Source organism: Cellulosimicrobium sp. BMG9.22 (assembly GCF_059159975.1).
The window spans coordinates 1-25,608 of the sequence record NZ_JBZGBY010000010.1; the positions used below are offsets into that span (position 1 = coordinate 1).

The window sequence follows — 25,608 nt, forward strand, 5'->3', positions numbered from 1 at the left end:
ACCACGGTGACGGCGCGGACAGCCCGAGCACCGGCGCCGCCCCGCCCGCGGACCCGACCACAGCACGCCCGACCGAGCCCGAGCACCGACGCCGGCCCGCACGCGGACCCGACCACGAACCGCCCGACCGAGCCCGCGCACCGCGCGGACCCGGCCACGAACCGCCCACGCCCGCCGTGTGTCGGGAGCGCGGGGTAGGGTCGGGCCGCACGTTCTTCGACCCTCAGGAGTTCCCCGTGGCCTGGCAGCCGACCGACCCGCGACAGCGACAGCGCCGCAACCGTCGCGTCGCGATGATCGTCGTCGCGGCGCTCCTCGCGACGTTCCTGATCCCGGCGCTCGCGATCGTCCTGTCCTGACGGGCCGATGAGCGCCGAGCGATTCGGGCCGCGGTTGAGCCACGACGACCTCAAACGTGCTCTGCTCTCGCGCCAGCACCTCGACGTGCCGCGGGACGCGACGGTCCTCGACGAGGTGCGACACCTCGTCGGGCTGCAGTCGCAGGTGCCGTCGTCGCCGTACCCCGCGCTGTGGGCGCGGCTCGCGACGTTCGCGACGGACGACCTGGGCACGCTGCTCGTCGAACGTGACGTCGTGCGGATCGCCACGCTGCGGGGCACGGTGCACCTCGTCGCGGCGGAGGACGCGCTCGAGCACGCGGCACTCGTGCGGCCAGCGCTGGCCGGCTACCTGCGCGCGAAGAACCAGCACGGCGCCGCGCTGGCCGACGTCGACCTCGACGAGCTGGAGCGCGCCGCGCGCGACCTGCTCGCCGAGCCGCTCACCTCCGTGGAGCTCGGTCGCCGCCTCGCGGAGCGCTGGGAGGGCGTCGACCCCAAGCACCTCGCGTACGGCGCGCGCTGCCTCCTGCCTCTCGTCCAGGTGCCGCCGCGCGGGCTGTGGGGCGCGAACGGACCGGGCACCACCACCACGTGGACGACGGCGCAGGCCTGGCTCGGGCGGTCCGACCCCGGTGCGGAGGCGGTCGCGCACGCCACGGACCCCGAGGCCGTCCTCGCGGCGCGCGTGCGCCTCGTGCGGCGCTACCTGGCCGCGTTCGGGCCGGCGTCGGTCGCGGACGCGCAGCGCTGGGCGGGGCTCACGCGGTTCAAGGCCGCCGTCGACGTCCTGCGCCCCGAGCTCGTGACGTTCACCGGCCCGGACGGCAAGGAGCTGTTCGACCTCCCGGACGCACCACGACCGCCCGGCGACTCTCCCGTACCCGTCATCCTCGCCGGGGACTTCGACAACCTCGTGCTGTCCCACGACGACCGCACCAGGATCCTCGGTGACGTCCCGGTGAAGAGCGTCGTGAGCATCAACGGCCAGGTCGCGGCCACTGCGCTCGTCGACGGGCGCGTGGCCGGAGCGTGGACGGCCCGGCTCGACGGCACGGCGACGTCGTCGGGCGAGGACGGAGGTGCCGCCGTCGTGCACGTCGAGGTGCGCCTCCTGCGCGGGTCACCGGCGAGCGCCGAGACCGGCGCTCCGTCGCCTGCCGACCGCCTGCGCGACCCGGACGTGCGCGGCGCGCTCGTCGCGCGGGCGGAGGAGTGGGTGCAGTGCGCGTGGCCGCACGCGCGAGCGCGCGTCGTGGTGCAGGGCTGAGGAAGGGCCGCAGGAGCGGAAACCCCCGCGGGTGCGACGAGTCCCGGAGTGCGTCGTCCGACGGAGCGGTGTCAGGCAGCGACCGGGGCCACGTCGCCCGCATGGTCGGCGGTGAGGTCGCCCGTCTCCCCGGCACGCACGGCGCGGCGCCCGAGGACGATCGTGTAGACCCAGAAGCCGGCGAGCGCGAGAGCGCCGATGACGATCTTGAGCCACCACGGCATGGTCGAGCCGGTGACGAAGCCCTCGATCACGCCGGACACAGCGAGCGCGATGGCGAGGCCGATCGCGACCGTGACGAGCGCGCGGCCCTCCTGCGCGAGCGCGCGCGAGCGAGGCAGGGGACCGGGGTCGATCCAGGCCCAGAAGATGCGCAGCCCGGCGGCGCCGGCGACAAAGATGGACATGAGCTCGAGCAGACCGTGCGGCGCGATGAGCGTGAGGAACAGGTCGAGCTCGCCGTATGCGGCCATCATGCCGCCCGTCGCTCCAATGTTGACGGCGTTGGAGAACAGCACGTAGGCGGGGTAGATGCCCGTGATGCCGAGGCCGACACACTGCGCCGCGATGAGCGCGTTGTTCGTCCACACGACGGTGGCGAAGTCCAGCCCGGGTTCGTAGTAGGACGCGAACGCATGGTTCACATAGTTCTCACGCTCGCTCGGCGGGCCCATCGACGCGAGCCCCTCGGGCGTCGTCGCGACCCACACTCCGGCGACCAGCGCGATCACGAGGCACGCCGTCGTCACGCCGACCGACCACCACCGGATCCGGTACAGCGCGGCGGGCAGGGACACCGTGACGAACCGCACGACGTCGCGCCACGCGGGCTCGTGCGCCCCGGCGATGCGGGTGCGCGCCCGGCCCAGCAGGTCGGACAGGCGCGTGATGAGCACCGGGTCGGGTGCGACGGACCGGACCGTCGACAGGTGGGTCGCGACGGCCTGGTAGAGCCGCACGAGCTCGTCCGCCTCGGCGCCGTCGAGCGTGCGCCGCCGGGTGAGGGTCTCCAGGCGGTCCCACTGCGCGCGGTGCACGTCGGTGAAGGCGTCGAGGTCCACGACCGATACCCTGCCACAGGACGAGAACCGACGAGAACGGTGGAGAGCACGTTGCGTGACGGCATCCTGATCGGCGAGGGCGTGGTCCTCGACGCGCGACCGGCATCGTTCCTCACGCGCGGCCTGGGCGTGTTCCTCGACATGCTCGCGATCTTCGTCCTGCTGCTCGCGACGCTCCTCGTCACCGCGCGGTCGCTCGACGTGATCGACCCCGACCTCGCCCCCGCGGTCGGCATCGCGATCGCCGTGCTCGTCATGGTCGTCGTCCCGACCACCGTCGAGACGCTCTCCCGTGGACGCTCGCTCGGCAAGCTCGCCCTCGGCATCAGGGTCGTGCGCGACGACGGCGGCCCGGTCCGCTTCCGCCACGCCTTCCTGCGCGCGCTGGTGGGTGTGGGCGAGATCTGGCTGACGCTCGGCTCCGTCGCGCTCATCGCGTCGCTGACGAACGACCGGGGCAAGCGGCTCGGCGACATGGCCGCCGGCACGTACGCGATCCGCGTGCGCGGCGGGAAGGCGACGCTCGCACCGCTCGTCATGCCGCCGTACCTCGCGGCCTGGGCGTCGCGCGCCGACATGCGCCGGCTCCCCGACGGGCTCGCGCTCGCCGCCCGTCAGTTCCTCTCCCGCGCCGGGCGGCTGCACCCCGCCTCGCGCACGCGCCTCGGGCAGGAGCTCGCGGGGCAGGTCGAGCGGTTCGTCGCGCCCGGCCCGCCGCCCGGCACGCACCCGGAGATGTTCCTCGCGGCCGTGCTCGCCGAGCGGCGCGACCGCGACCGGGCCACGGCCCAGCGCATGGAGGCCGCCGCGCACGAGCAGGCGGCGCTCCTGCACCGCCTGCCCTACTCGGTGCCCGACCCCTCGCGCTGATCCCCCCGAGTTGTCAGCGCTCCAGGGCACCGAAGGTCCGTCCACTGCTGACAGCTCTCAGGTCCCCGGAGTTGTCAGCGCCCGGCGGACCCTGAGACCTGTGAGGTGCTGACAGGTGGTGAGGGTGGTGCGTCCTCGAAGCGGCCGACGACGCGCGAGATACCCAGCAGGACGAGCGCGAACGCGCCGAACCACACCGGGCGGCTCGCCCACCAGTCCGCGCTGCCCGGCGCCGGCAGCTGCTGACCGAGCCCGACGAGCACGACCCCGACGACGACGATCATCGCCGTCAGGTGCCACAGGTACACCGTCATCGACCGCGCGGCGAGTCCCGCCACGACGGCCCGGCCGCGGCCCTCGGCCCACCGTGCGAGCGGCGCACGCAGGGCGAGCGCCAGCGCGACGAGCGCGACCGCGTGCAGGACGACGGGCGCCGTCGGGGGCCCGAGGTTCGACATCGGGTCACCCGGCATGCCGATGAGCGAGACGGGGTACGGGCCGACGGCGACGAGCAGCGCCGCGAGCGCCGCGGCGGCGAGTCCGACGACCGTCAGCGCTCCCGGTCGAGGCAGGACGGCGACCGGGACGACGCGGCCCCCACGCACGACCCGCACCCCGGACCGCACGTCGGCGTAGATCAGCCCGATCGCGTACGGGACGACCCACACGAGCACGACGTTCACCAGCGCGAGTCGCTCCAGCCCGGCCCCGAACCGCAGCGCCTCCACCGTGAGCGGCGCGACGACGAGCCCTCCGACGGTCCACCAGCCCGCGGCGTGCAGCGCGCGGCGCAGGAGCGGGGTGAGCACGACGAGACCGAGGTACACGGCGAGGAACCACAGGAGCTGGGGGGCGAGCGTCGCGAGGGAGCGCACGGCGCCGGCGGGCAGCCCGACGGCGAGCAGGACGCCGACGGCGACGACCCACGCCCCCACGAAGATCCCGACGGGACGCAGCAGCCGCAACACGCGACGCCCGGCGAGCCGCACCCCGTCGGCGAGGTCGGCGCCGACGCCCCGGCGACCCAGCGCTCGCCCGGGACCGGAGCGCCCGGCCGTGCGGGCGTCGTCGGGACGACGGGCGAGACCGTAGGCCGCCGATGCGCCGGCCGCGAAGAACAGCAGCGCGAGGACCTGCAGCACCCAGGTGACGGCCCAGCCGCCGCCGTGCGCGAGCGCGTTGCCGATCTGCAGCCGCTCGCCGTCCCACGTCGCGTCCGCCATGAGCCAGTGGACCGTGAGCACGCTCAGCGTGGCGAGCGCGCGTACGGCGTCGACGAACACGTCGCGCGGGGGACGGCGCGACGCGGCGGGCTCGCGCACCGCGGCGGGCGACCGGTCCGACGGCGGCCGGTGCTTCCCCGGGAGTGCCCCGCCCCGGAGACGGTGCGGTCGCGCGGGCGACGACGGGCGGGTCGGAGGCGGCGTCAGGACGGCCACGGGATGCTCCTCGGTCGGCGGCGCCGGGAGGATCCCCGGCACTCACCAGTCTCGAAACATCCCGTTCGTCCCGGTACGGGACCGTCCTCCGACCCCGCGGCGACGGACCACCGAACGCGCCGGGGGTTGTCCCCCGGGGCGGGCTCAGACCTTGAGGTAGCGCAGCACCGCGAGCACGCGGCGGTGGTCGCCGGCGTCCTGGGGAAGGCCGAGCTTGCCGAAGATCGACGTCACGTTCTTCTCGACCGCGCCGTACGAGAGGAACAGCGCCTCCGCGATGGCGGAGTTGGACCGGCCCTGCGCCATGAGCTCGAGCACCTCGGTCTCGCGGGGCGTGAGGCGCGCGAGGCCGTCGTCGGACCGCGACGCGCCCATGAGCTGGCTCACGACCTCGGGGTCGAGCACGGTCTGGCCTGCCGCGATGCGGGTGAGCGCGTCGACGAACTCGCTCACGTCCGCGACGCGGTCCTTGAGCAGGTACCCGACGCCGCGCGCGCCGCCCGTCAGCAGCTCGCTCGCGAAGCGCGTCTCGACGTACTGCGAGAACAGCAGGACCCCGAGCTCCGGATGGGCGGCACGCAGCGTCAGCGCGGCCTGCAGGCCCTCGTCCGTGAACGTCGGGGGCATCCGGATGTCGACCACCGCGACGTCGGGCAGCGCGTCCGTGGCCGCGAGCCGCGTGACCTGCGCGACGAGCTCGTCGCCGTCGCCGACCGCGGCGACGACCTCGTGCCCGCGGCGCGTGACGAGCGCGACGAGCCCGTCGCGCAGGATGACGGAGTCCTCGGCGATGGCGAGCCGCATGGTGTCCTTCCGGTCGGCGGGCCGTGCGGCCCGGTCGTGGGTGCCACGGGCCATCCTGCCCGACGACGGCCGCCGGGCGTCGGGCACCGGAGCGTCGCAGCGATGTCGCCCCAGTCAGACCCGGACGGGCAGGAGCACCGTGACGACGGTCGGGCCGCCGACGGGGCTCGTGAGCTCGAACGAGCCGTCGACCGAGCGCACGCGCTCGGTGAGTCCTGCGAGGCCGGACCGGTGGCCGTCCGAGCCGGGCTGCACGACCCGAGCGCCGCCCTGCCCGTCGTCGCGCACACGCAGGCGCAGGCGCGTGCCCCGCCCGGTCCCCTGCCGCTCGAGGAGCACGTACACCCCCGTGGCGCGCGCATGCTTGACGGCGTTCGTCACGAGCTCCGCGACGCAGAAGTACGCGATCGACTCGACCGCGGGCGCGAGGCGTCCGGAGGCCTCGACCGCAGGGTCGACGTCGACCGTCACCGGCAGCGGCGAGCGCGCTGCGAGGGTCTCGAGCGCGACGGCGAGCCCGTTGTCGAGCGCGGGCGGGTGGATGCCCCGGGCGAGCTCGCGCAGCTCGACGAGCGCCTCCTTGGTCGACGAGTGCGCGAGGTCGACGAGCTCCAGCGCGTCACGCTGCTCGCCCGTCGCGAGCTGCTCCTTCGCCTCCCCGAGCTGCATCGCGACCGCGACGAGCCGGGCCTGGGTGCCGTCGTGCAGGTCGCGCTCGATGCGGCGGAGCTTCGCGTCGGCGTCCTCGACCGTGCGGCCGCGCGACTCCTCGAGGTCGGCGACGCGCAGGCTCGAGAGCGTCGGGCCGAGCAGCGCCACGGTGAGCACGCGGTACAGGTGCGCGAACGCGCGCGTGACGTGCGGCCAGATCCACAGGAAGAGCATGCCGACGAGCACGAACCCGAGCTGGCGCACGGGGGTGTCCACAAACCAGTCGGTCCCGAACGAGGCGCCGCGGTGCCACGACCCGTCGCTCGCCTGCTGGAGCGGCAGCCAGCGCGACCAGATCCAGTGCGTCATCGCACCGAGGCCGACCGAGAGAAACACCGTGCTGACGACGAACGAGACGATCGCGAGCGGCAGCGCGACGAAGAGGAAGAGGAGCGCGCGCCACCCCGGGCCGTCACCGAGACCGCTCCACGTCGTGCGCCAGAATCCGCGCGGCCGCACGTAGGGCGCCGGGGCCGCGACGTCGACGGCGAGCATCGAGCGCGCCATCGCCCGGTACATCGAGCCCCAGCCGCGCCCGCCGAGCACGACCCAGGCCGCCGCGACGAGCCCGACGACCGTCGCGAGGATCCCGGCCGTGAACGACACCGTGAAGACCGCGTAGGCGAACCCGAAGGGCGCGAGCAGCAGCGCGAGCCACAGATAGCCGTACTCGCGCCACGTCCGGCCCGCGAACGGCGCGCGCAGGAACGAGACCTGCTCGCGGTGGTCGACGAACCGCGGGTCGGGACGGGTCCCGGCGAACGTCGTCGAGGTCGTCGGAGCCGGCCCCGCGGCAGCCGTGGCTCCGGCGGGCGCCGATGCAGGAGTGTGCGACGACGGCGGTTCCTCCGCGGGAAGGACGGTCGGCTGGTCAGGGGTCACGGCTGTCATGGTGCCAGTCTCTGCGAGAAGGCACGGCGACCGACAGGGTAGCGTCCGCCTCGTCAGGGTGGGGACAACCCCCGGATCACGTCGTGGCCGGGCGCCCGCGCAGCGCCGAGCGCACGGTCGGCCACAGGAGCACCGCCGCGAGGAGCACGACGCCGACGACGGCGAGCCACACGCCGTCGACCCGCAGGGGTCCCAGCAGCCGGTCGTAGACGACGCCGGTCGCGTTCTCCGCGACCGCGGGAGGGAGCGCCTCGAGGTACTTCGACCGGCCGAACGCGATGGCCCCGACGAGCAGCAGCCCGGCGGCGGTCCAGGTCCCGGCGACGAGGGCCACGCCCCGCCGTCGGGCCGGCACGACCCACACGGCCAGCGCGGCGAGGCCGACGACGATCCACGGCAGCCAGGCCGCCGCCCGCCCGAGCCACGCGACGCCCGTCTGCACGACCGTGACCTGGGGGAACTGACCGAGCGTCAGCTGGGGGTCGAGGTCGGGGATGCGCTCCGCGAAGGAGAACCCGCGGTCCTGGAGCGCGGTGCGGACCTCGTCGACGACCGGCCCGAGCGAGAGCCGCACGACGCCGTCCTCGGAGGCCCGCACGACGTCGCCCTCCCCCGTGACCACGTAGACCACCGCGCGGTGGCCCGTCCGGTTGACGTTCTCCCAGACGACCGCGAACGCCTGCGACGTCACGACGCGCTCGACGACCCCGTGGACGAGCTTCTCCACCTGGTCGTAGAGCAGGGGGGCGAGCGCCGCCGCGGCGGCGTCGGCGCGCTGCGTCGCCTGGCCCGAGAGGAGGGGGCGCTCCTCGGGATCGATCGACGCCGCGAGCCCGTCGATGGCGTTCGCGGTCAGCGACTCGACGTCGATGCGCGACATCACCTGCTCGGTCACGGTGTCGACGACCTGCGCCTGCACGGACTCCTCGTCGGCGAGCGGGCGCACGATCGCGACGTACCGCTCCGTGTCGAGCAGCGTCCCGTCGGCGTACCGGGCGACGAGCGCCCCGATGGCCAGCACGCCGCTCAGCAGCAGCAGGAGGCCGCCCGCCGTCCACCGCGCCCAGCCCGGCACGCCGCGACGGCGGACCTCGGCCTCGCTCATGCGACGCACCCGACGGCCCGGCTCGCTGCCGCGCGCTCCTCAGTGCAGGAGGTACTTGATGGCGATGGCCACGCCTCCGAGCGCGGTGGCGAGCAGCGTCTCGCCCAGGAGCTGTCGCCCGCGGGCCCCCGCGCGGTACGCCGCGAGGTAGCCGACCAGCCCGAGCATGACCACGGTGAACCACACCGCGACGAGCGCGGCGTCCTCGACCCCCAGACCGAGCCAGTATGCGAGCAGATAGACGACGATCCCTGGAACCGCACCGAGCAGCACCCCCACGTTGAGTCGCATGGCCGTGAGGGTACGTTCCCACAGTCCGTGGCCGCTGTCGCGGAATCGCCCGCTCACGGCGTCGACGTAGCAGTGCGCGAACCAGTACCCGACCGCGACGAGGGCCACCGCGAGCACGACCCGGTCGCCCGACGGTGCGTGCACGCTCGAGACCGCGAGGACGAACCCCGCGACGACCCCGCCGTACAGGAAGTCGTGCGGGGGCTCGCGCTCCCAGCGGTCGCCCACACGGTGCCACAGGGGGCGGAAGCCGGTCGGCGCTGCCGGTGAGCCCGGCGGTCCGGGCGCGGACGGGTCGTCCGCAGCCGGACGGTCGACAGGGCTGTTCGAGTGATCCATGCGCCGTCCGTACCTCAGGGGTGCTCGGCGCCCGGTCAGTACCGGTAGTGCTCGGGCTTGTACGGACCCTCGACCGGGACGCCCAGGTAGTCGGCCTGGGACGGCGAGAGCTCGGTGAGACGGACTCCGAGCGCGTCGAGGTGCAGGCGCGCGACCTTCTCGTCGAGCACCTTGGGCAGGCGGTACACCTGGCGTGCGTACGCCCGCTCCCGTCCCTCGCCCGCCGCGTCGAGCGCGTCCCGGTAGAGCTCGATCTGGCCGATGACCTGGTTGGAGAACGAGTTGCTCATGACGAACGACGGGTGCCCCGTGGCGTTGCCGAGGTTGAGCAGGCGGCCCTCCGACAGGACGATGATCGACCGCGCACGACGTTCGGTACCGTCCGTGCCCGGCCCTGCCGGGAACGTCCACTCGTGCACCTGCGGCTTGATCTCCGTGCGCGTGACACCCGGCAGCCCTGCGAGGCCGGAGATGTCGATCTCGTTGTCGAAGTGGCCGATGTTCCCCACGACGGCCTTGTCCTTCATCGCCGCCATGTGCTCGGCGCGGATCACGTCCTTGTTGCCCGTGGTCGTGATGAAGAAGTCCGCCTCGCTCAGCACGTCCTCGATGCGGGCGACCTGGTAGCCGTCCATGGCCGCCTGCAGCGCGCAGATCGGGTCGACCTCCGAGACGATCACGCGCGCGCCCTGGCCGCGGAACGCCTCGGCCGCACCCTTGCCCACGTCGCCGTAGCCGGCGACGAAGGCGACCTTGCCGCCCATGAGGACGTCGGTGGCACGGTTGATCCCGTCGGGCAGCGAGTGGCGGATGCCGTACTTGTTGTCGAACTTCGACTTGGTCACCGAGTCGTTGACGTTGATCGCGGGGAACAGCAGCTCGCCCGCCTCGGCGAGCTGGTAGAGGCGGTGGACGCCCGTCGTCGTCTCCTCCGTGACGCCCTGGATCGACTGGGCGATCGTCGTCCAGCGCAGGGGGTCGGCGTCGAGGGCGCGGCGCAGGACGGCGCGCACGACGTTCATCTCGTGCGTGTGGTCGGGCTCGCCGGGCAGCGTGTCCGGCGGCACGACGCCCGCGCGCTCGTACTGCAGGCCGAGGTGGACGAGCATCGTCGCGTCGCCGCCGTCGTCGAGGATCATGTTCGGGCCACCGGACTCGCCCGGCCACACGAGGATCTGCTCGGTGCAGTCCCAGTATTCCTCGAGGCTCTCGCCCTTCCACGCGAAGACGGGCACGCCCTGGGGGTCCTGCGGGGTGCCGTGCGGCCCGACGGCCACCGCTGCCGCCGCCTCGTCCTGCGTCGAGAAGATGTTGCAGCTCGCCCAGCGGACCTCGGCGCCGAGCGCGACGAGGGTCTCGATGAGGACCGCCGTCTGCACGGTCATGTGCAGCGACCCCGCGATGCGCGCGCCCGCGAGCGGCTGGGCGGCGCCGTACTCGGCGCGCAGCGCCATGAGACCGGGCATCTCGTGCTCGGCGAGGCGGAGCTGGTGCCGGCCCGCCTCGGCGAGGGACAGGTCGCGGACCTTGTACCGACCCGGGAGCTCGTCGAAGCCGGGGGTCGTTCCCGCGGTACCGGACGTCGTTGCTGGCGCTGTGGTCGACATGGTTCTCCTGAGCGTTCTCGTGGCCGGCCGCCGGCCGGATGACGTGCGCTGGGGGCTCCCGTCCGCGCCGAGCGGGACCTCGGCCCGCCTCCGGACCAGACTACCGACGACGCGGCCCGAGAACGGGTCCCGCGCCTGACGGGTTTCGAGCCCACCCGGGTCGCGCGACGCGACCGCATCGTCCGGCGCGCGCGAGCGCGCGCGTAACACGAATCCTTGACCATCTCAAGATCACAAAGAGGTAACGATCCGCGAGAGTGCGGGATCCGCACGGTCGCAACGATCCATGGTCAAGGATCGACCTGGAAACCACCCTGGAGCGAGACCCCTCGGTAGAATTTGAACCTCGAATCAGGCAGGGTGCCGGGGTACCGATTGACATCGGACCAGCATGTGTCCCCTGCGCGCCGAGCGTGCCGCCGCCCCGCACCGCGGCGGCGACCGCGCCGTGCGGTCGCGGGCACGTGCCACGCTCCCGAGACGCCGCCGCCTGACTCACCTCTGGCGCCGTCCTCGCGCGGGGCGTGCCGGTCCTCCACGGAAGGTGGCGAGCCCGCCCGCATGACTGCACCGAGCATCACCCCGCCAGACACCGGCACGACGGTCGACCCGTCCGCGCCGGCGACACCCCCACCCACCGACGTCGCCGTCTCCGTCCGCGACGTCTACAAGGTCTTCGGCCGCCGACCGGTCGAGGCGATCCGCCGGCTCGAGCAGGGCGCGTCGCGCGACGACGTCAAGCCGCTCGGCACCGCCGCGGTGATCGACGCGAGCTTCGACGTCCGACGCGGCGAGATCTTCGTCGTCATGGGACTGTCGGGCTCGGGCAAGTCGACGCTCATCCGCATGCTCAACGGGCTGTGGAAGCCGACGTCCGGGCACGTCCTCGTCGACGGCACGGATCTCGCAGCCACGGACGCCAAGGAGCTGCGGGCCCTGCGCCGCAGCAGCGTGAGCATGGTCTTCCAGCACTTCGCGTTGCTCCCCCACCGCACGGTGCTCGACAACGCCGCCTACCCGCTCGAGATCCAGGGCATGGGCAAGGCCGAGCGGCGGGAGAAGGCCCGCACGGCGCTCGAGCTCACCGGCCTCGGCGGCTGGGAGGACTCCCTGCCCTCACAGCTCTCGGGCGGCATGCGCCAGCGCGTCGGCCTCGCCCGCGCGCTCGCCGCCGACACCGACGTCCTGCTCATGGACGAGGCGTTCAGCGCGCTCGACCCGCTCATCCGCCGCGAGATGCAGGAGCAGCTCCTCGACCTGCAGCAGCGGCTCGGCAAGACGATCGTCTTCATCACGCACGACCTCAACGAGGCCATGCACCTCGGCGACCGCATCGCCGTGATGCGCGACGGCCGGATCGTCCAGATCGGCACCGCCGAGCAGATCCTCTCCGACCCCGCGAACGACTACGTCGCGCAGTTCGTCGCCGACGTCGACCGCACCCGCGTCCTCACCGCGTCGTCCGTCATGGTGCGCCCCGCCGTCGTCGTCCCGGTGACCGGTGGTCCGCGCCTGGCGAGCCGCACCATGCGCGAGGCGCAGGTCTCGGCCGCGTACGTCGTCGACCGCCAGCGCGTGCTGCACGGCGTGGTGCGCGACGACGACGCCGTGGCCGCGCTCAAGGCCGGCAAGGAGTCCATCACGGACGTCGTGCACGACGGCGTCGCCCCGGTCTCCCCGGACACCCCCCTCGCCGAGATCTTCGCGCCCGCCGCGGAGTCCCCGCTCCCCGTGGCGGTCACCGACGAGCAGGGCCGTCTCGTCGGCGTCGTGCCCCGCGTGACCCTCCTCGAGGCCATGGTGCCGGCCGACCAGCCCCGCACCGGCGAGATCGACCTCGGCAACCCGAGCACCGCCGTCCCGACCACACCGACGACCGACCGAGGTGCGCGATGACCGACACGCTCGTCCCCCGCATCCCGCTCGGCGACTGGGTCGAGACGTTCGTCGACTGGCTCACCGCCGTGTTCCGGCCGGTCTTCGCCGTGATCAAGGACCTGCTCGAGGGCGTGTTCGACGTGCTCGACACGATCCTCACCGGTCCGCCGTTCTGGGTCGTCGCGCTCGCGCTCGCCGCCCTCGCTCTCCTCGCGAAGGGCTGGAAGCTCGCCCTCGGCTCGCTCGTCGGGTTCGTCGTCATCGCCGGTGTCGGCCAGTGGGCCGCCGCCATGGAGACGCTCGCGCTGGTCCTCGTGGCCACGGTGATCACCCTCGCGATCGCCATCCCGCTGGGGATCTGGGCGGCGCGCGACGACAAGGTCTCCCGCACCGTGCGCCCGGTCCTCGACTTCATGCAGACGATGCCGGCGTTCGTGTACCTCATCCCCACGGTCGTCATCTTCCTCACGGGTCCCGTCCCGGGGATCATCGCGACGATCGTGTTCGCGCTCGCCCCCGGCGTGCGCTTCACCGAGCTCGGCATCCGCCAGGTCGACGCCGAGGTGGTCGAGGCCGGCCACGCGTTCGGCGCGACCCCTGGGCGCATCCTGCGCCAGATCCAGCTCCCCCTGGCCCTGCCGACCATCATGGCCGGCGTCAACCAGGTCATCATGCTGTCGCTCTCGATGGTCGTCATCGCCGGCATGGTCGGCGCCGGCGGCCTGGGTGAGGACGTCGTCGCCGCGCTCCAGCGCGTGGACGTCGCGCTCGGCTTCGAGGCCGGCCTCGCCGTCGTCGTGCTCGCGATGTACCTCGACCGCGTGACCTCCGCGCTGAGCGACCGCGCGCCCGTCTCCCGCGCCCTGGCCGCCACCCGCGCCTGATCGCACGACCATCCCCCGCACGGCCCCCACGAGGGACCGCGCGGACCTACGGAAGGAACGTATGAACCCCGCACGCACCCCCGCACGCCGCCGCACGGCGGCCGTCGCCACGGCCGCAGTCCTCGGGCTGGGTCTGACCGCCTGCGCGTCCGGCTCCGACTCCGGCTCCGACGAGGTCGCCATGAACGGCGAGGACGAGGCCGCGGTCTCGATCGGCATCCCGTCCGGCTGGGACGAGGGCATCGCCGTCTCGCACCTGTGGACGTCGATCCTCGAGTCCGAGGGCTACGAGGTCGAGTCGCAGACGGCCGACGTCGGCGTGATCTACACCGGCCTCGCCGGTGGGGACTTCGACGTCACGTTCGACGTCTGGCTGCCCTACACGCACGCCTCCTACGAGGAGGAGTACGGCGACGAGGTCACCGACCTCGGCCACTGGTACGACGACGCCAAGCTCACCATCGCGGTGAACGAGGACTCCCCGGCGCAGTCGATCGAGGACCTCGCCACGATGTCCGACGAGTACGGCAACAAGCTCGTCGGTATCGAGGCGGGAGCCGGCCTCACGAAGATCACCCAGGAGGAGGTCATCCCGACCTACGGCCTGGAGGGCATGGACTACTCCATCTCGTCCACGCCCGCGATGCTCGCGGAGCTCAAGGGCGCCACCGCCGCCGGTGAGAACATCGCCGTCACGCTGTGGCGGCCGCACTGGGCGTACGACGAGTTCCCCGTCCGCGACCTCGAGGACCCCGAGGGCGCGCTCGGCGAGGCCGAGGAGATCCACATCTGGGGCGCCTCGGACTTCGAGGAGCGCTACCCGACCCTGACGAAGCTCGTCGGCGCGTTCGAGCTGGACGACGAGCAGCTGTTCTCGCTCGAGAACATGATGTTCAACTCCGACGAGTACGCGGACGAGGAAGCGGCCGTCGAGGCGTGGCTCGAGGCCAACCCGACGTTCGTCGACGACCTCAAGGCAGCCGCGGGCGTCTGACGCTCCCTGCCCGACGGCGAAGGCCGGCTCCCCGAAGGGAGCCGGCCTTCGTGCGTGCGGGGGCCGGGCCGTGACGCCCGGGCCGCGTGGTCAGAGCTCGCGCGCGTCGTCCTCCAGCAGCACGGGGATGCCGTCGCGCACCGGATAGGCCAGCGGGCGGTCCGGGTCCGTGGAGTGCAGCTCCGGCTCGCCGGACGGCCCGACGCCGTCCACGAGCCGCGCGCCTGTCACCGGGCACCGCAGCGCCTCGCGCACCCAGGGGTCGATCTGCAGGCTCATGCTCGCTCCTCGTCGTCGGCCGTGCGCACGAGCGACAGGACGTCGTCGCGCACCTTCTCCATGATGTCCTCGTCCGCCGCCTCGACGTTGAGGCGGAGCAGGGGCTCGGTGTTCGACGCGCGCAGGTTGAACCACCACTGCGGGTGGGAGTCCCAGTGCGAGACGGTCAGCCCGTCGAGCTCGTCGACGTCGACCGGACCGCCGCCCTGCTGCGTCACGTAGGCCTCGACGACGCGCTCCCGGGCCGCCGGGACGTCGGCGACGGTCGAGTTGATCTCACCGGAGGCCACGTACGGCTCGTACATCTCCCCGAGCGCCGACAGCGGGTGCGGCTGCGTCCCGAGCGCCGCGAGCACGTGCATCGCCGCGAGCATGCCCGTGTCCGCGAAGAAGAAGTCGCGGAAGTAGTAGTGCGCGCTGTGCTCGCCGCCGAACACGGCGTCGTTGTCCGCCATCTGCGCCTTGATGAACGAGTGCCCCACGCGCGTGCGCACGGTCCGTGCCCCCGCCGCCCCGAGGAAGTCGGGGACGGCGCGCGACGTGATGAGGTTGTGGATCACCGTCGGCGTGCGGCCCGCCTCGACCTCCTTCGCGACCTCGCGCAGCCCGACGAGCGCCGTGATCGCCGACGGCGAGACCGGGTCGCCGTGCTCGTCGATCACGAAGCAGCGGTCCGCGTCGCCGTCGAACGCGAGCCCGAGGTCGGCGTCGTGCTCGACGACCGCCGCCTGCAGGTCCTCGAGGTTCTTCGGGTCGAGCGGGTTGGCCTCGTGGTTCGGGAACGTGCCGTCGAGCTCGAAGTACAGCGGCACGACGTCGAGCGGCAGCGCCGGCAGCCCGGCACCCGTGCCGAGCACCGCCGGGACGGTATACCCGCCCATGCCGTTGCCGGCGTCGACGACGACCTTGAGCGGCCGGATGCCCGACAGGTCGACGAGCGAGCGCAGGAACGCCGCGTAGTCGGTGAGCATGTCGCGGTCGGTGACCGTCCCGGGCGCGTCGACCGGGGCGGGCAGTCCGTCGTCGAGGAAGCCCTCGGCGAGGGTCCGGACCGCGGCGAGACCGGAGTCCTGCCCGACGGGCCGCGCGCCCGCGCGGCACAGCTTGATCCCGTTGTAGTCGGCCGGGTTGTGGCTCGCGGTGAACATCGCGCCCGGGACGCCGAGGACGCCCGACGCGTGGTACAGCCCGTCGGTCGAGCACAGCCCGATCTGCACGACGTCGATCCCCGCCTCGGCGAGGCCCGTGGCGAACGCGTCCACGAGCGCCGGCCCGGAGTCGCGCATGTCGTGCCCGACGACGACGCTCGCCCGCGCGGCCCCCTCGCCCGTCGGCACCTCGGGCAGTACCACCGCCCGAGCGAACGCCGCACCGATGGCCTTCGCCACCTCGGGGTTCAGCTGGTCCGGGACGGTGCCGCGGACGTCGTACGCCTTGATGAGGTGGGAGAGGTCGGTGCTCACGGCGTCCACGGTATCCGCGATTCGCAGAAGGGGTGGTCACCGTACTCGCCCCGAGGGCTGAGCCCCCGCAGGGCAGGCATTGCGGGGGCTCAGCGCCGAGTCACCGAGAGCTCAGTACACGGTCGGGGCGGGAGCCCCCATGGCGCGCCACTGGTCGTACGTGATCACGCCGTCGTAGCCGGGACCCGAGTAGTAGATCTGCGGACTCCACGAGAACTTGTAGATCTCGTCGCCAGGAATGCGCTGGACCTTCTGCGGAGTGGGGAAGTCCTCCGCGCGCCACTCGGCGTAATCGATGGGGTACCCGTAGCCCTCGGCGATGTCCCACATGTAGACGATCGCGGGGTGCCACGACAACTTGTAGAAGCCCTCGTTGTGCAGGTTCTCCACCTGCTCGAACCCGGAGTCACGCCACTCTGCGTAGGTCAGCTTGTGGTTCACCCCGCCGACATCCTGCACGAACAGCTCGTCCCCCGTGCCCCACTTGTAGAAGGCCGAGTCCGCGACCCAACCGGCTGAGCGTGCCGCCGGACTACCCGCACGTCGCCACTCGTCATAGGTGACGTGGTCCCACGTCCACTCGTGCCGTTCGGTTCCCCAGAAAGTCACGGCGCTGATGGTCGACGACCACGGGTACTTCACGTAGTCGGTCGGGGCAGGGCTCGGGCTGGGGAATCCGTCAGAGGCCCACTCGTTGTAGCTGAGTGGATAGGCCGCCTGCCAGTCAGGGTCCGAGTACCAGATCTCTCCGCTGTACCCCACGTGGTAGTAGCCGTCGGTCTGCCATACCGCCTGCGCCGGCGCTGCCGCCGCAACAACAGCTCCGGCCGCGACCGCGAGGGTGCTCGCGGTCGCCACGAACCGCTTCATCAAAGACATGGTCGTTCGCCTCTCGTGACGGCGAGATCCATTCTCGCTCGCCACCGGCGAGCGTGACCGACAGAGCACCTTCGGTCAACGCCTGTGATGGGATCGTGACCGAGTTTCACCCCTCGGCCAGGGCTCGTCCCGTATGACCCCCGGTCGCGCCCGCAAAACTGCTGACGACATCCGACGTGTGTTGGCGAAAGGCAACGCTCCGAAGGTCATCACGCGGCGTTCGTTCCGACCGCGAGCAGTCCGGAGAGCTTTGAGGCGACGGAGCGCTGGTCGCCCTGGGGTTGACGCGCCTACGCCCGTGTTGACGAGCGCCTACCCGGTAGTGATCAGTCGCCCTCGGCGCGCAACACGCGCAGGTGGCCGCGCCGGCCGACCTCGGTGACGTCGGGCGGCTCGGGCTCCGTGCGGACCTTGCCCGCCTCGCGCACGGCGTCCGCGAGCGCCGACAGGTCGTCGTCGCTCGGGCCGGTTTCGACGAACTGCGGCGACAGGCGCACGACCTCCCAGCCACGCGGCGCGGTGAGCCGCTCGGCGTGCTCGGCGCACAGGTCGTAGCTGTGGGGCTCGGCGAGGTGCGCGAGCGGGCCGAGGACCGCCGTCGAGTCGGCGTACACGTAGGTGAGGGTCGCGACGGCGGCACGGACGCACGCCGTGCGCGAGCACTGCCTGACGGATCTCACGGGGCGACCCTACGCCTTCCGGGAGCCCCGCGAGGACGCCACACGCCGTCCACCTGCGCGGGGAGGGCTCCGGCTTCTGGCGCGGCGTGCACGGTGGGTGCGTCTAGAGTCGTCGTGTGCGTGGCTTTCCTCCGTTCCCCGGTTCACGGCCCGAGCCCGCCGGCAAGGGTCGCCGGTCGCGCGACCGCCCGGCACGCCGTCCGGCTCCCGTCGAGCCGACGACGTCGTTCGACGACCTCGTCATCCCAGCGCGCGCCCCCGGTCCGGGCGCGCAAGGGCCCGTACCGCGCCGCCGTGACCGGCGGGGGCGCGGGATCCGCGGTCCGCTCCTCCCGCCGTCGGCCCCCGCGAGCCGCACGCGGGCGGAGAAGTTCGACGACGTCGTCGTCGACGTCATCGAACGCGTCGAGCGCTCGTGGGCCAAGCAGCTGCGCGGGACGGAGTTCGCGGTCGAGGACGTGCCGCCGTCGGACCCCGCGCCGTGGGAGGAGGGAACGGTCCCGCTGGGGCGGTGCTTCCCGGCGGAGTCCGGCCAGCCGGCGCGGGTCGTCGTGTACCGGCGGCCGGTCGAGGCGCGCGCGTTCGACGCCGAGGACCTGGAGGACCTGGTGCGCGACGTCGTCGTGGAGCAGGTGGCGCACCTCCTGGCACGCTCGCCGGAGGAGATCGACCCCCGTTACTCGGGCGACCGCTGACCCGACCCGCTGACCCGATCACCGGCCCTGACCCGCTCGCCGGACGTCAGTCTCCGAGCCCCGCAGTACCGGACGCCCGCACGCCGACCTCGTGCGGAGCCGGGGCGTCGGTCACGGGGAGCAGCACCGAGACGAGGCTGGGGGTCTTGTCCCCTTCGTCCCCGCTGGGCGGGCCGGCGCTCGCGGTGAGCGACCACACGGGCTGCGCACCGCCCGACGAGCGGACGACGTCGACGGTCACCGCGGCGGGTCGCGCGTCGGAGCCCTCGGGGCGCAGCGCCGAGGGGTCGAGCGTCTGGGTGCTGCCCGACGCGACGGTCACCGACTTCTCCCCGAGCGGCGCGCCGTCGTCGTCGTAGACCCGCACGTCGAGCCTGACCTCATCGTCCGACTCGCCGTCCGAGTCACGGTCGTCCCCGTCTCCGCCCGACGTCGGCAAGGCGGCGAGCGTGAGGGTCGACGACGTCCCCGGGACGAGCGCGACCTGCCCGGCCCGCGAGCCGTCCGCAGCGCCGTCGACCTCCGGGTCCGCCACGAGCGGCTGGGCCGCGATCCACGCGCGGTCGTACTGACGTTCCTCGTGCAGCAGGTCGGGGTCGGGCTCGCCACGCCGGTCGAACGACGCGCCGGCGACCACGGTGACGTCCGCGTGCACGGCCACCGCGTACCGGCCGGCGGGGAGCCCGCCGAGCGAGACGTCGGTGACCACACCGGGCGTGAGGGCGACGTCCTCGACGCCGCGCAGCGGCACCGGCCCGTCCTCGCCGTACACGGTCACGTGGGCGGTCCCGGCGTCCTCGCCGGGCGCGAGGAGCCGGAGCTGGGGCGCGTGCGGGTCGTCGACCGCCTCCCCCACGCTCTCGATCCCCGCGAGCGCCACGTCCTGCGCCGGCGCCGCACCGGGCACCACGTGGTCGACCCCGAGCGGCACGAGCCCGTCGAGCGTCGAGTGCTGGAGGTACGCGGAGACGAGGCCACCCGACGCTGCCACGTGGACCACCATCCGCTGCTGCTCCGGCGCCGCGGCCTCGACGAGCGTCACGACCTCCTCCCCCGGCCCGACGAGCTGCTGCCCACCGCCCGAGAGGACCGCCTCGCCACCCTGACCCCAGACGGAGACCTGGACGGTCGCGGGGGTCAAACCCGGGTTCTGCAGGACGAGCTGGGCGCTGCTGCCGATCTCGGTGCTCCCGCCGACGAGCCACTGGTCGATGCCCGGCCGCCCACAGCTCGCCGCGGCGAGACCCCGGAGATCGCCCGCGGTCGTCACCGACCCGACGGACGCCGCGACGCGGGGCGGGTCGCCGGCGCCCGGCTGAACGGTGAAGACCGCACCCGCCGTCGGGTCGTCGACCGTCGTGAGCGCGAGACCGCCGTCAGCCGGCGGGTCGAGCTCGCGCGGCTCGCTCCCGTCGAGGGCGCCGAGCACGCCGGCGCCGTCGCCGGCCACGGCCGCGCGCAGCCCGCTCGAGGTGCCCACCGGGGCGGGTCCGAACTGGGCGTCGCCGACGGTCTCGGGGTCGGTGAGGCGCGCGGGACCGGGACAGACCGAGACCTCCTGCGCGGGGGCGACGGTCACGCGCTCGACCGGGTCGGCGACGGCGGGCTCCGGGAGGAGGTCGGCACCGGTGGTCGCGAACGCCGCCACGGCCCCGACCGCGAGCACGCCGAGCAGGCCGGCACCCGTCGTCGTCACGCGGCGCACCACCGCCCGTGCCCGGCCAGACCGGCGTGCCGGCACCGCGCTCTCGTGTGCCGGCCCCTGGCCGGTCCAGCTGTCGTCGTTCTCCGTCACCGCGACTACCTCGTCCCCGCCCGCCGGCGCCGGACCGGCACCGCGAGCAGCACGTACACGAGCAGGGTCACCCCTGCGACCGTCATCCATCCCGAGCGGTGGTCGGCCGCGTGGAACACCTCGAGCCGGCCCCCGTCGGCGCCCAGCACGAAAGCCTGCAGGCCGCCGGTCGTCGCCGGGTCGACGGCGTCGAGCGCACGGTCGTCGAGCGTCGCGCGCCACCCCGACGACGCGTTCTCCGCGAGCACCACGACACGCTCGTCGCCGCCCGGCTCCACCTCGGTGTCCACCGGACGCAGCGCGTCACGGTCCGCGTCGAGCGGCTCTGCCGCGACCGCCTGCCCGGTGCCCTGCGAGAGGCCGTCGGGCTCGACGCGCGCGTAGGCCGGCTCGGCGCCGCCGGGTGCGACCCGCCAGATCAGGCCCGACCGACCTTCCGTCATGCGCTCGAGCCCGGGAACCGTGTCGAGCCGCGCGACGAGTTCCGCGTACGCCTGGTCGACGACGGACGTGGCGGGCAGGAGCACTGCACCGACACCGAGCCGCCCGAGACCGTCGGCCACGTCCGGCGCGGACCCGGAGGTCAGCTCCGCGACGATCCGCGGCAGGTCCCCCTCCGTCGCGCCGGGATCCTCGGCCTGCCACCCGTGCACGACGACCGAGGAGTCGACCGCCTGCGGGCCGTCGGAGCGCAGCGCCGCGTACTCCACCACGCCGTCGGGGCCGAGCTCGAGGCTCAGGACCCGGGCCTGCCGCGGGGACGTCTGCATCTGGCGCCCGACCGGGGGGACGACCGACCCGGTGGTCGCGCGCACCTGCCCGACCTGCGCGTCGTCGCGGTCGAGGACCTCCGCCGTCCAGGACGCCGCGGCGCCGAGCGGCAGGAGCGTGACGACGAGCGTGAGCGCGACGGCGCCGCCCGTGCGCCAGGCCGGTGCGTCGCGACCGGGGAGCCGCGGTATGCCGACGAGGGCCGCGCCGAGCAGCGCGAGGAGCACGACCGACAGGCCGGCACCGGGCCAGCCCGTGACCGGCGCACCGGCGCTCGACCCCGCCGCGACCGTCGTCGAGCCCGCGAGGAGGGCGGCCGTCAGGCCGAGCGCCGCGACGAACCACGCGCCGACCGCGAGGCGCCGGCCTCGCAGGACGGCGAGCAGGGCGAGGACCACGACGACCCCTCCCGCGACGAACGGCGCCCAGCGGGCCAGCAGGTCGACCGTCCCAGCGCCGTCGAGACCGAACCATGCGCCGGGATCCGTGGGCAGGCCGAGGAGCTGCTGCCAGGGGTCTGCCGCGGACGACGCCACCGGCGCACCGGGGTCGGCCAGGAGGAGCCGCCAGCCGCCGTCGGACCACGTGCGCGCCACGTGCACGAGGAACGGCGCGAAGAGGACGACGGCCGGCACCGGGACCAGGACGAGGTAACGACGGTGCGCGCGGACTCCGAGCGCCACGACGCCCAGTGCGAGGACGACGACCGGCAGCAGCACCGGCGCGCCGGCGACGGCGACGGCGAGGAGCAGCCCCGCGGTCGCGGCCGCCGCGAGCGAGCCTGGCTCGCGGCGCTCAGGCCTCGGGGCGGCGTCCGGCGTGGGCGGCGCGACGGCGTCGACGCGCTGCAGACCGAGCGCACGCACCACGGCGAGCGCGAGCCACGGCAGGGTCGCGTGCACGAGGACGGCGCCGAGCCGACCCGCGCTCACGGCGCCGAGCAGGACGGGCGCGGCGGACCAGACGAGCGTCGCCCACGCGCGCGCCGGGATCGAGCGCGTGAGCGCCCCCGAGGCGAACCACGCGCCGAGTCCCGCGGAGAGGAAGCACGCCGGGAGGAGGACGTTCACGGCCGTCTGGGTCGCGCCACCCGCGAGGAGCGAGGTAGGCACGAGGGCGAGGACGAACGGGTCCGCGGGCGCCGGCGCGCCCAGGTCCGTCGTCACCCAGCCGGTCGTCGCGGCCCGCCACACGTCCCCGAGCGTGCCGGTCGCCGGCAGGAGCGCGCCGCCGACGAGCCGTCCCCCCGCGAGCAGCGCACCCACGAGCGGTCCGAAGACGACACCGGTGAATGCCACGAGCACGACGACCGCCGCCGCGAGCCCGGCCCGGCGGCGCAGCGCGAGCGCGCGCAGCTCGCGCCGCTCGATGTCCGTCGGGGCCCACGCCGTCCGTCGCCGCTCGGCGCGTGCCAGACGGCGATCCCGACGCTCGGCGAGCACCTCGCGCCACGTGCCGCGCAGCGGACGCAGCGTGCTCCGCGGCCGCCGTCGGGTGCGGCGTGCCGACCGGCGGGCGCGCACGACGGCACCGACGCGCACGAGCGCCCACAACGGCGCGAGCAGCTCGTCGCGCGCGTGCCCCGGCTGCTTGACCAGCAGCCGGTACATCGCGTGGAACGGCGCGCCGAGCACCATGGCGAGCGCGACGAGGGGGAGCCACGGGAGCGCGACACCGACGAGGCGGGCGTGGAGCTGGGAGCGGCGGCGCGCGACGTACGAGGTGTCGGGGTCCGGGTGCGGGAGCCCGCTGGCACCGCGGCGGCGGTCCCGCAGGCCGAGGAGCGAGGCCTGGACGTGACGCACGACGGCGGACGGTACGACGATCACGCGGTGCCCGGCCAGACGGGCGCGTCGGGACAGGTCAAGCCCGTCGCCGAACGGTCCGTACTCGGGGTCGGTCCCGCCGAGCTCTTGCCACACCGTGCGCCGCACGAGCGCACCCGCGAGGCCGACGCCGAGGACGTCGTCGCGCGCGTCGTGCTGGCCCTGGTCGATCTCGTCGTCGTCGATGCCCGTCATGCGCCGCCCGAGCGGCGTCGTCGTGACGCCGACCTCGACGAGGCGGCTCGTCGTGCCCGGCTCGAACGGCGCGGCGGGCTCGGCGCCCGCACCCGGATCCCAGCGCTCCTGCTTGGGACCCGCGACGGCGACCGCGTTCGAGTGCTCGACGGCGCGCAGGAGCTCGGCGAGCGCGTCGGGCGCGGGCGCGGAGTCGTCGTGCAGGAGCCAGAGCCACGTCCCGGGGTCGACGCTCGCGAGGGCCGCGTCGACCGCGTCGCCGAACGAGCGCGCGCGGGGGGCGGCCACGAAGCGCGCCTCCCCGAGCTGGAGACCTTGGTGCTCGCGCGTTGCGTCGCCGGTCGCCGCGTCGACCACGACGACGGCGTGCGGGCTCGCGGTCTGGGCGCGCACCGCGGCCAGCGTGTGCGCGAGGAACGGCGTCCTGCCGCGCGTGACGACGACGGCGGTCACGGTCGTCACGGTCGGCAGCGCCCCCGTGACCGTCGCGACGACGTCCGGGGCCGGGACGACGCCGGGCACCGCCGCGGCTCGCGCCGCGGCGGCGGGCGTGAGGTCGCCGGGCCGTGCGGTGCGCGCGGGCGTGGTGAGGTCGGAGGAAGTCATGTCCCGTCGATCATGCGACGGCGACCGCGCAGGACCCGGTATTTGCGTTCCCCGGTGTGGCGGGGTGTCGCGCGAGGAGGAGGGTCAGACGACCCGGCGCTTGAGCTTGCGGCGCTCGCGCTCGGAGAGCCCGCCCCAGATGCCGAACCGCTCGTCGTTCTCCAGCGCGTACTCGAGGCACTCCGAGCGGACCTCGCAGCCCGTGCAGACCTTCTTCGCCTCGCGGGTGGAGCCGCCCTTCTCCGGGAAGAACGCCTCCGGGTCCGTCTGGGCGCAGAGCGCCCGCTCCTGCCACCCCATGAGCGAGTCGTCGACCGGCTCGCCGAAGAGCGGCAGCACCGGTGCCACGCGCTCCACCTCTCGTTCAGCGTCGGAGGGGAAAGCCCCTCCCGTTCCTTCCAGGATGTTCCACATCGTGCGCCCCTTCATGCCGTTCGCGAGACCCCGTGCCGAGAACCCGCAGGAAACTGCATTGAGGAAATTACACGCGTGTCATCCGCGGACGTCAAGCCGAAATGTGATAGCGCCGAGGAGGTGCGGGGTGAAATTCCGACATGTCGGGTAGCGCTATCAGCACCTCTAGGGTGGTGTCCATGGTGACCACTCCCCATGCCGGAGCGTCCGACGCCGGAGCCCGCGGCAACCGTCCGTCCCACGTCGCTGACCTGCTGCGTCTCATCACGCGAGACCCTAGTCGACCGCGGCTCACGTGGTACGGCGACGACGGCGAGCGGGTCGAGCTGTCCGGCGCGGTGCTCGAGAACTGGGTCAACAAGACCACCAACCTTCTCGTCGAAGAATTCGACGCCGGGCCCGGAACTCGCGTCGTTCTCGACCTCACCGTGCATTGGCGGACGATCGTCTGGGCGCTCGCCGTGTGGCGCGTCGGCGCGACCGCCGTCCTCGTGGAACCGACCGCGCCGGGCGACCCGTCACCGGGCGACAAGGAACGCGCCGAGAGTCCCGACACCGTCGTGACGAACCGGCCCACCGCGTGGACGGGCACGGGCGCCGACATCGTCGCCGTCGCGCTCCCCGCGCTCGCGCGCCGCTTCGACGGCGACCTCCCGCCCGGCGCCATCGACGCGGCGTCGGCCGTCATGACGTACGGCGACCAGGTGGTCTGGGTCCCCGAGCTCGACGCGACCTCCCCCGCGACGGACGGGGTCCCGCAGACGCACGGCGAGCTCGTCACCCGGGCAGTCGACGAGCTCGTCAGCGCGACCGGGACGGAACTCGCCGCACCACGGCGATGGCTCGTCGAGGGCAGAACCGTTGCCGGCACCGTGCGCACAGCGGTCGGGATCTGGGCGACCGACGGGTCGCTGGTCCTGACGAACCAGACCGCCAGACAGGACGTCGAGCGGCGCCACGCCGAGGAACGGATCGACGGCGCACTGCTCGTCGTCTGACTGCGACGTCGGTCTACCAGGTGATGATGCCGCGCCGGCTGTGTGCAGCGTAGGCGTCGGGTAGCCGGCAGCGGCCCACTGGTCCGACGTGAGACGGTGGAACCGGCGAAGAACTTTATAGACATGTCGGGGGAACCGGAGAACCGGACAAACCGGTCGAGTCGCCCGGAGGAGGCCGGTCGGTCGGTTTCGTGTTGCCACTCCGCCCGGGGTCACCGGGCGGCGAAATCCGAAGGTTCCGTCGGGGAAGCACCTTTCCGTGACCCGATTCTCGTCCGGTGATCAGCACCCGCTCCGCGGACGTGAGCCCGTGGACCGTCCCGTAGATGCCGGCCGAGGCCCAGGGGGGAGCGACAGCGTGAGAGCGGCGTGACGGGCGAGCCTGGCGAGACTCAGTCGCACGGGTTCTCCGAGCTCGGCGGAGCAGCCGATCCGACGCGCGGAACGTAGCGCGTCACCACGAGTGTCGACAACTGCTCAAGAACCGGCCGCAGGTTGTTGCCTTTACGCTCAGTTACCGCCAGG

Annotated in this window: 22 protein-coding genes; 8 read left to right on the forward strand and 14 right to left on the reverse strand. The window is 73.6% G+C overall.

Annotated elements, in window-relative coordinates; translation table 11 throughout:
- Nucleotides 1–236: 236 nt before the first annotated feature.
- Nucleotides 237–359, forward strand: a complete 123-nt coding sequence (locus tag AC4H2H_RS09005) for a hypothetical protein (protein ID WP_494370469.1) — start codon at nt 237–239, stop codon at nt 357–359.
- Between the two features lie 7 nt (nt 360–366).
- Nucleotides 367–1,608, forward strand: coding sequence for a winged helix DNA-binding domain-containing protein (locus AC4H2H_RS09010; protein ID WP_494370470.1), 1,242 nt, complete (start codon nt 367–369; stop codon nt 1,606–1,608).
- Nucleotides 1,609–1,679: 71 nt separating this feature from the next.
- Here the strand turns inward: AC4H2H_RS09010 and AC4H2H_RS09015 are convergent, their stop codons facing one another.
- A complete protein-coding gene (locus AC4H2H_RS09015; protein WP_494370471.1) occupies nt 1,680–2,669 on the reverse strand; it encodes a stage II sporulation protein M in 990 nt (329 codons plus the stop codon).
- A gap of 39 nt (nt 2,670–2,708) precedes the next feature.
- Here AC4H2H_RS09015 and AC4H2H_RS09020 point away from each other — a divergent pair, with 39 nt between their 5' ends.
- Nucleotides 2,709–3,539 (forward strand): RDD family protein, encoded by an 831-nt coding sequence (locus AC4H2H_RS09020; RefSeq protein WP_494370472.1) that lies wholly within the window; start codon nt 2,709–2,711, stop codon nt 3,537–3,539.
- A gap of 74 nt (nt 3,540–3,613) precedes the next feature.
- On the opposite strand, the gene AC4H2H_RS09025 is transcribed toward AC4H2H_RS09020, so the two are convergent.
- The 6 genes from AC4H2H_RS09025 to ahcY form a co-directional block, all read right to left on the reverse strand.
- Entirely contained in the window at nt 3,614–4,978 is a 1,365-nt protein-coding gene (locus AC4H2H_RS09025; protein WP_494370473.1) for an acyltransferase family protein, read from the reverse strand.
- Between the two features lie 144 nt (nt 4,979–5,122).
- Nucleotides 5,123–5,782, reverse strand: coding sequence for a response regulator transcription factor (locus AC4H2H_RS09030; RefSeq protein WP_494370474.1), 660 nt, complete (start codon nt 5,780–5,782; stop codon nt 5,123–5,125).
- A 114-nt stretch (nt 5,783–5,896) separates the two neighbouring features.
- Nucleotides 5,897–7,384: a sensor histidine kinase gene (locus tag AC4H2H_RS09035; protein WP_494370475.1), complete on the reverse strand. Its 1,488-nt coding sequence runs from the start codon at nt 7,382–7,384 to the stop codon at nt 5,897–5,899.
- Nucleotides 7,385–7,460: 76 nt separating this feature from the next.
- A complete protein-coding gene (locus tag AC4H2H_RS09040; protein WP_494370476.1) occupies nt 7,461–8,489 on the reverse strand; it encodes a hypothetical protein in 1,029 nt (342 codons plus the stop codon).
- Between the two features lie 39 nt (nt 8,490–8,528).
- Nucleotides 8,529–9,119: a hypothetical protein gene (locus AC4H2H_RS09045; protein ID WP_494370477.1), complete on the reverse strand. Its 591-nt coding sequence runs from the start codon at nt 9,117–9,119 to the stop codon at nt 8,529–8,531.
- Between the two features lie 35 nt (nt 9,120–9,154).
- A complete protein-coding gene (gene ahcY / locus AC4H2H_RS09050; RefSeq protein ID WP_494370478.1) occupies nt 9,155–10,726 on the reverse strand; it encodes an adenosylhomocysteinase in 1,572 nt (523 codons plus the stop codon).
- A gap of 561 nt (nt 10,727–11,287) precedes the next feature.
- Between ahcY and AC4H2H_RS09055 the strand changes: the two genes are divergently transcribed.
- The 3 genes from AC4H2H_RS09055 (at nt 11,288) to AC4H2H_RS09065 (ending at nt 14,482) form a co-directional block, all read left to right on the forward strand.
- A complete protein-coding gene (locus tag AC4H2H_RS09055) occupies nt 11,288–12,622 on the forward strand; it encodes a quaternary amine ABC transporter ATP-binding protein (RefSeq protein WP_494370479.1) in 1,335 nt (444 codons plus the stop codon).
- Entirely contained in the window at nt 12,619–13,488 is an 870-nt protein-coding gene (locus AC4H2H_RS09060) for an ABC transporter permease (protein ID WP_494370480.1), read from the forward strand. Before AC4H2H_RS09055 ends, AC4H2H_RS09060 begins: the two co-directional genes overlap by 4 nt.
- 61 nt (nt 13,489–13,549) lie before the next feature.
- Complete coding sequence (locus AC4H2H_RS09065) at nt 13,550–14,482, forward strand: glycine betaine ABC transporter substrate-binding protein (protein ID WP_494370481.1); 933 nt, start codon at nt 13,550–13,552, stop codon at nt 14,480–14,482.
- Between the two features lie 90 nt (nt 14,483–14,572).
- On the opposite strand, the gene AC4H2H_RS09070 is transcribed toward AC4H2H_RS09065, so the two are convergent.
- The 4 genes from AC4H2H_RS09070 to AC4H2H_RS09085 form a co-directional block, all read right to left on the reverse strand.
- Entirely contained in the window at nt 14,573–14,761 is a 189-nt protein-coding gene (locus tag AC4H2H_RS09070) for a Trm112 family protein (protein WP_494370482.1), read from the reverse strand.
- On the reverse strand, nt 14,758–16,224 hold the full coding sequence (locus tag AC4H2H_RS09075) for a phosphomannomutase/phosphoglucomutase (RefSeq protein WP_494370483.1): 1,467 nt from the start codon (nt 16,222–16,224) through the stop codon (nt 14,758–14,760). Before AC4H2H_RS09075 ends, AC4H2H_RS09070 begins: the two co-directional genes overlap by 4 nt.
- Nucleotides 16,225–16,335: 111 nt before the next feature.
- On the reverse strand, nt 16,336–17,094 hold the full coding sequence (locus AC4H2H_RS09080; RefSeq protein WP_494370484.1) for a hypothetical protein: 759 nt from the start codon (nt 17,092–17,094) through the stop codon (nt 16,336–16,338).
- A 335-nt stretch (nt 17,095–17,429) separates the two neighbouring features.
- Nucleotides 17,430–17,783: a DUF3499 domain-containing protein gene (locus AC4H2H_RS09085; protein WP_047232115.1), complete on the reverse strand. Its 354-nt coding sequence runs from the start codon at nt 17,781–17,783 to the stop codon at nt 17,430–17,432.
- Nucleotides 17,784–17,899: 116 nt separating this feature from the next.
- On the opposite strand from AC4H2H_RS09085, the gene AC4H2H_RS09090 reads away from it, so the two are divergent.
- Complete coding sequence (locus AC4H2H_RS09090; protein WP_494370485.1) at nt 17,900–18,478, forward strand: metallopeptidase family protein; 579 nt, start codon at nt 17,900–17,902, stop codon at nt 18,476–18,478.
- Between the two features lie 46 nt (nt 18,479–18,524).
- Here AC4H2H_RS09090 and AC4H2H_RS09095 read toward each other — a convergent pair whose 3' ends face one another.
- The 3 genes from AC4H2H_RS09095 to AC4H2H_RS09105 all read right to left on the reverse strand — a co-directional run bounded on the left by AC4H2H_RS09095 (nt 18,525) and on the right by AC4H2H_RS09105 (nt 24,085).
- Nucleotides 18,525–20,273, reverse strand: a complete 1,749-nt coding sequence (locus tag AC4H2H_RS09095; RefSeq protein WP_494370486.1) for a DUF5719 family protein — start codon at nt 20,271–20,273, stop codon at nt 18,525–18,527.
- Nucleotides 20,274–20,278: 5 nt separating this feature from the next.
- Complete coding sequence (locus AC4H2H_RS09100; protein ID WP_494370487.1) at nt 20,279–23,671, reverse strand: glycosyltransferase; 3,393 nt, start codon at nt 23,669–23,671, stop codon at nt 20,279–20,281.
- An 84-nt stretch (nt 23,672–23,755) separates the two neighbouring features.
- Nucleotides 23,756–24,085 (reverse strand): WhiB family transcriptional regulator, encoded by a 330-nt coding sequence (locus AC4H2H_RS09105; RefSeq protein ID WP_494370561.1) that lies wholly within the window; start codon nt 24,083–24,085, stop codon nt 23,756–23,758.
- A gap of 179 nt (nt 24,086–24,264) precedes the next feature.
- On the opposite strand from AC4H2H_RS09105, the gene AC4H2H_RS09110 reads away from it, so the two are divergent.
- A complete protein-coding gene (locus tag AC4H2H_RS09110; protein ID WP_494370488.1) occupies nt 24,265–25,083 on the forward strand; it encodes a TIGR03089 family protein in 819 nt (272 codons plus the stop codon).
- The last annotated feature ends 525 nt before the right edge of the window (nt 25,084–25,608 follow it).

Coding starts and splice junctions, on each gene's coding strand:
- AC4H2H_RS09010 (WP_494370470.1), top strand. CDS start 367: ATGAGCGCCGAGCGATTCGGGCCGCGGTTGAGCCACGACGACCTCAAA.
- AC4H2H_RS09030 (WP_494370474.1), bottom strand. CDS start 5,782: ATGCGGCTCGCCATCGCCGAGGACTCCGTCATCCTGCGCGACGGGCTC.
- AC4H2H_RS09035 (WP_494370475.1), bottom strand. CDS start 7,384: ATGACAGCCGTGACCCCTGACCAGCCGACCGTCCTTCCCGCGGAGGAA.
- AC4H2H_RS09040 (WP_494370476.1), bottom strand. CDS start 8,489: ATGAGCGAGGCCGAGGTCCGCCGTCGCGGCGTGCCGGGCTGGGCGCGG.
- AC4H2H_RS09045 (WP_494370477.1), bottom strand. CDS start 9,119: ATGGATCACTCGAACAGCCCTGTCGACCGTCCGGCTGCGGACGACCCG.
- ahcY (WP_494370478.1), bottom strand. CDS start 10,726: ATGTCGACCACAGCGCCAGCAACGACGTCCGGTACCGCGGGAACGACC.
- AC4H2H_RS09055 (WP_494370479.1), top strand. CDS start 11,288: ATGACTGCACCGAGCATCACCCCGCCAGACACCGGCACGACGGTCGAC.
- AC4H2H_RS09060 (WP_494370480.1), top strand. CDS start 12,619: ATGACCGACACGCTCGTCCCCCGCATCCCGCTCGGCGACTGGGTCGAG.
- AC4H2H_RS09065 (WP_494370481.1), top strand. CDS start 13,550: ATGAACCCCGCACGCACCCCCGCACGCCGCCGCACGGCGGCCGTCGCC.
- AC4H2H_RS09070 (WP_494370482.1), bottom strand. CDS start 14,761: ATGAGCCTGCAGATCGACCCCTGGGTGCGCGAGGCGCTGCGGTGCCCG.
- AC4H2H_RS09080 (WP_494370484.1), bottom strand. CDS start 17,094: ATGAAGCGGTTCGTGGCGACCGCGAGCACCCTCGCGGTCGCGGCCGGA.
- AC4H2H_RS09100 (WP_494370487.1), bottom strand. CDS start 23,671: ATGACTTCCTCCGACCTCACCACGCCCGCGCGCACCGCACGGCCCGGC.
- AC4H2H_RS09105 (WP_494370561.1), bottom strand. CDS start 24,085: ATGTGGAACATCCTGGAAGGAACGGGAGGGGCTTTCCCCTCCGACGCT.
- AC4H2H_RS09110 (WP_494370488.1), top strand. CDS start 24,265: ATGGTGACCACTCCCCATGCCGGAGCGTCCGACGCCGGAGCCCGCGGC.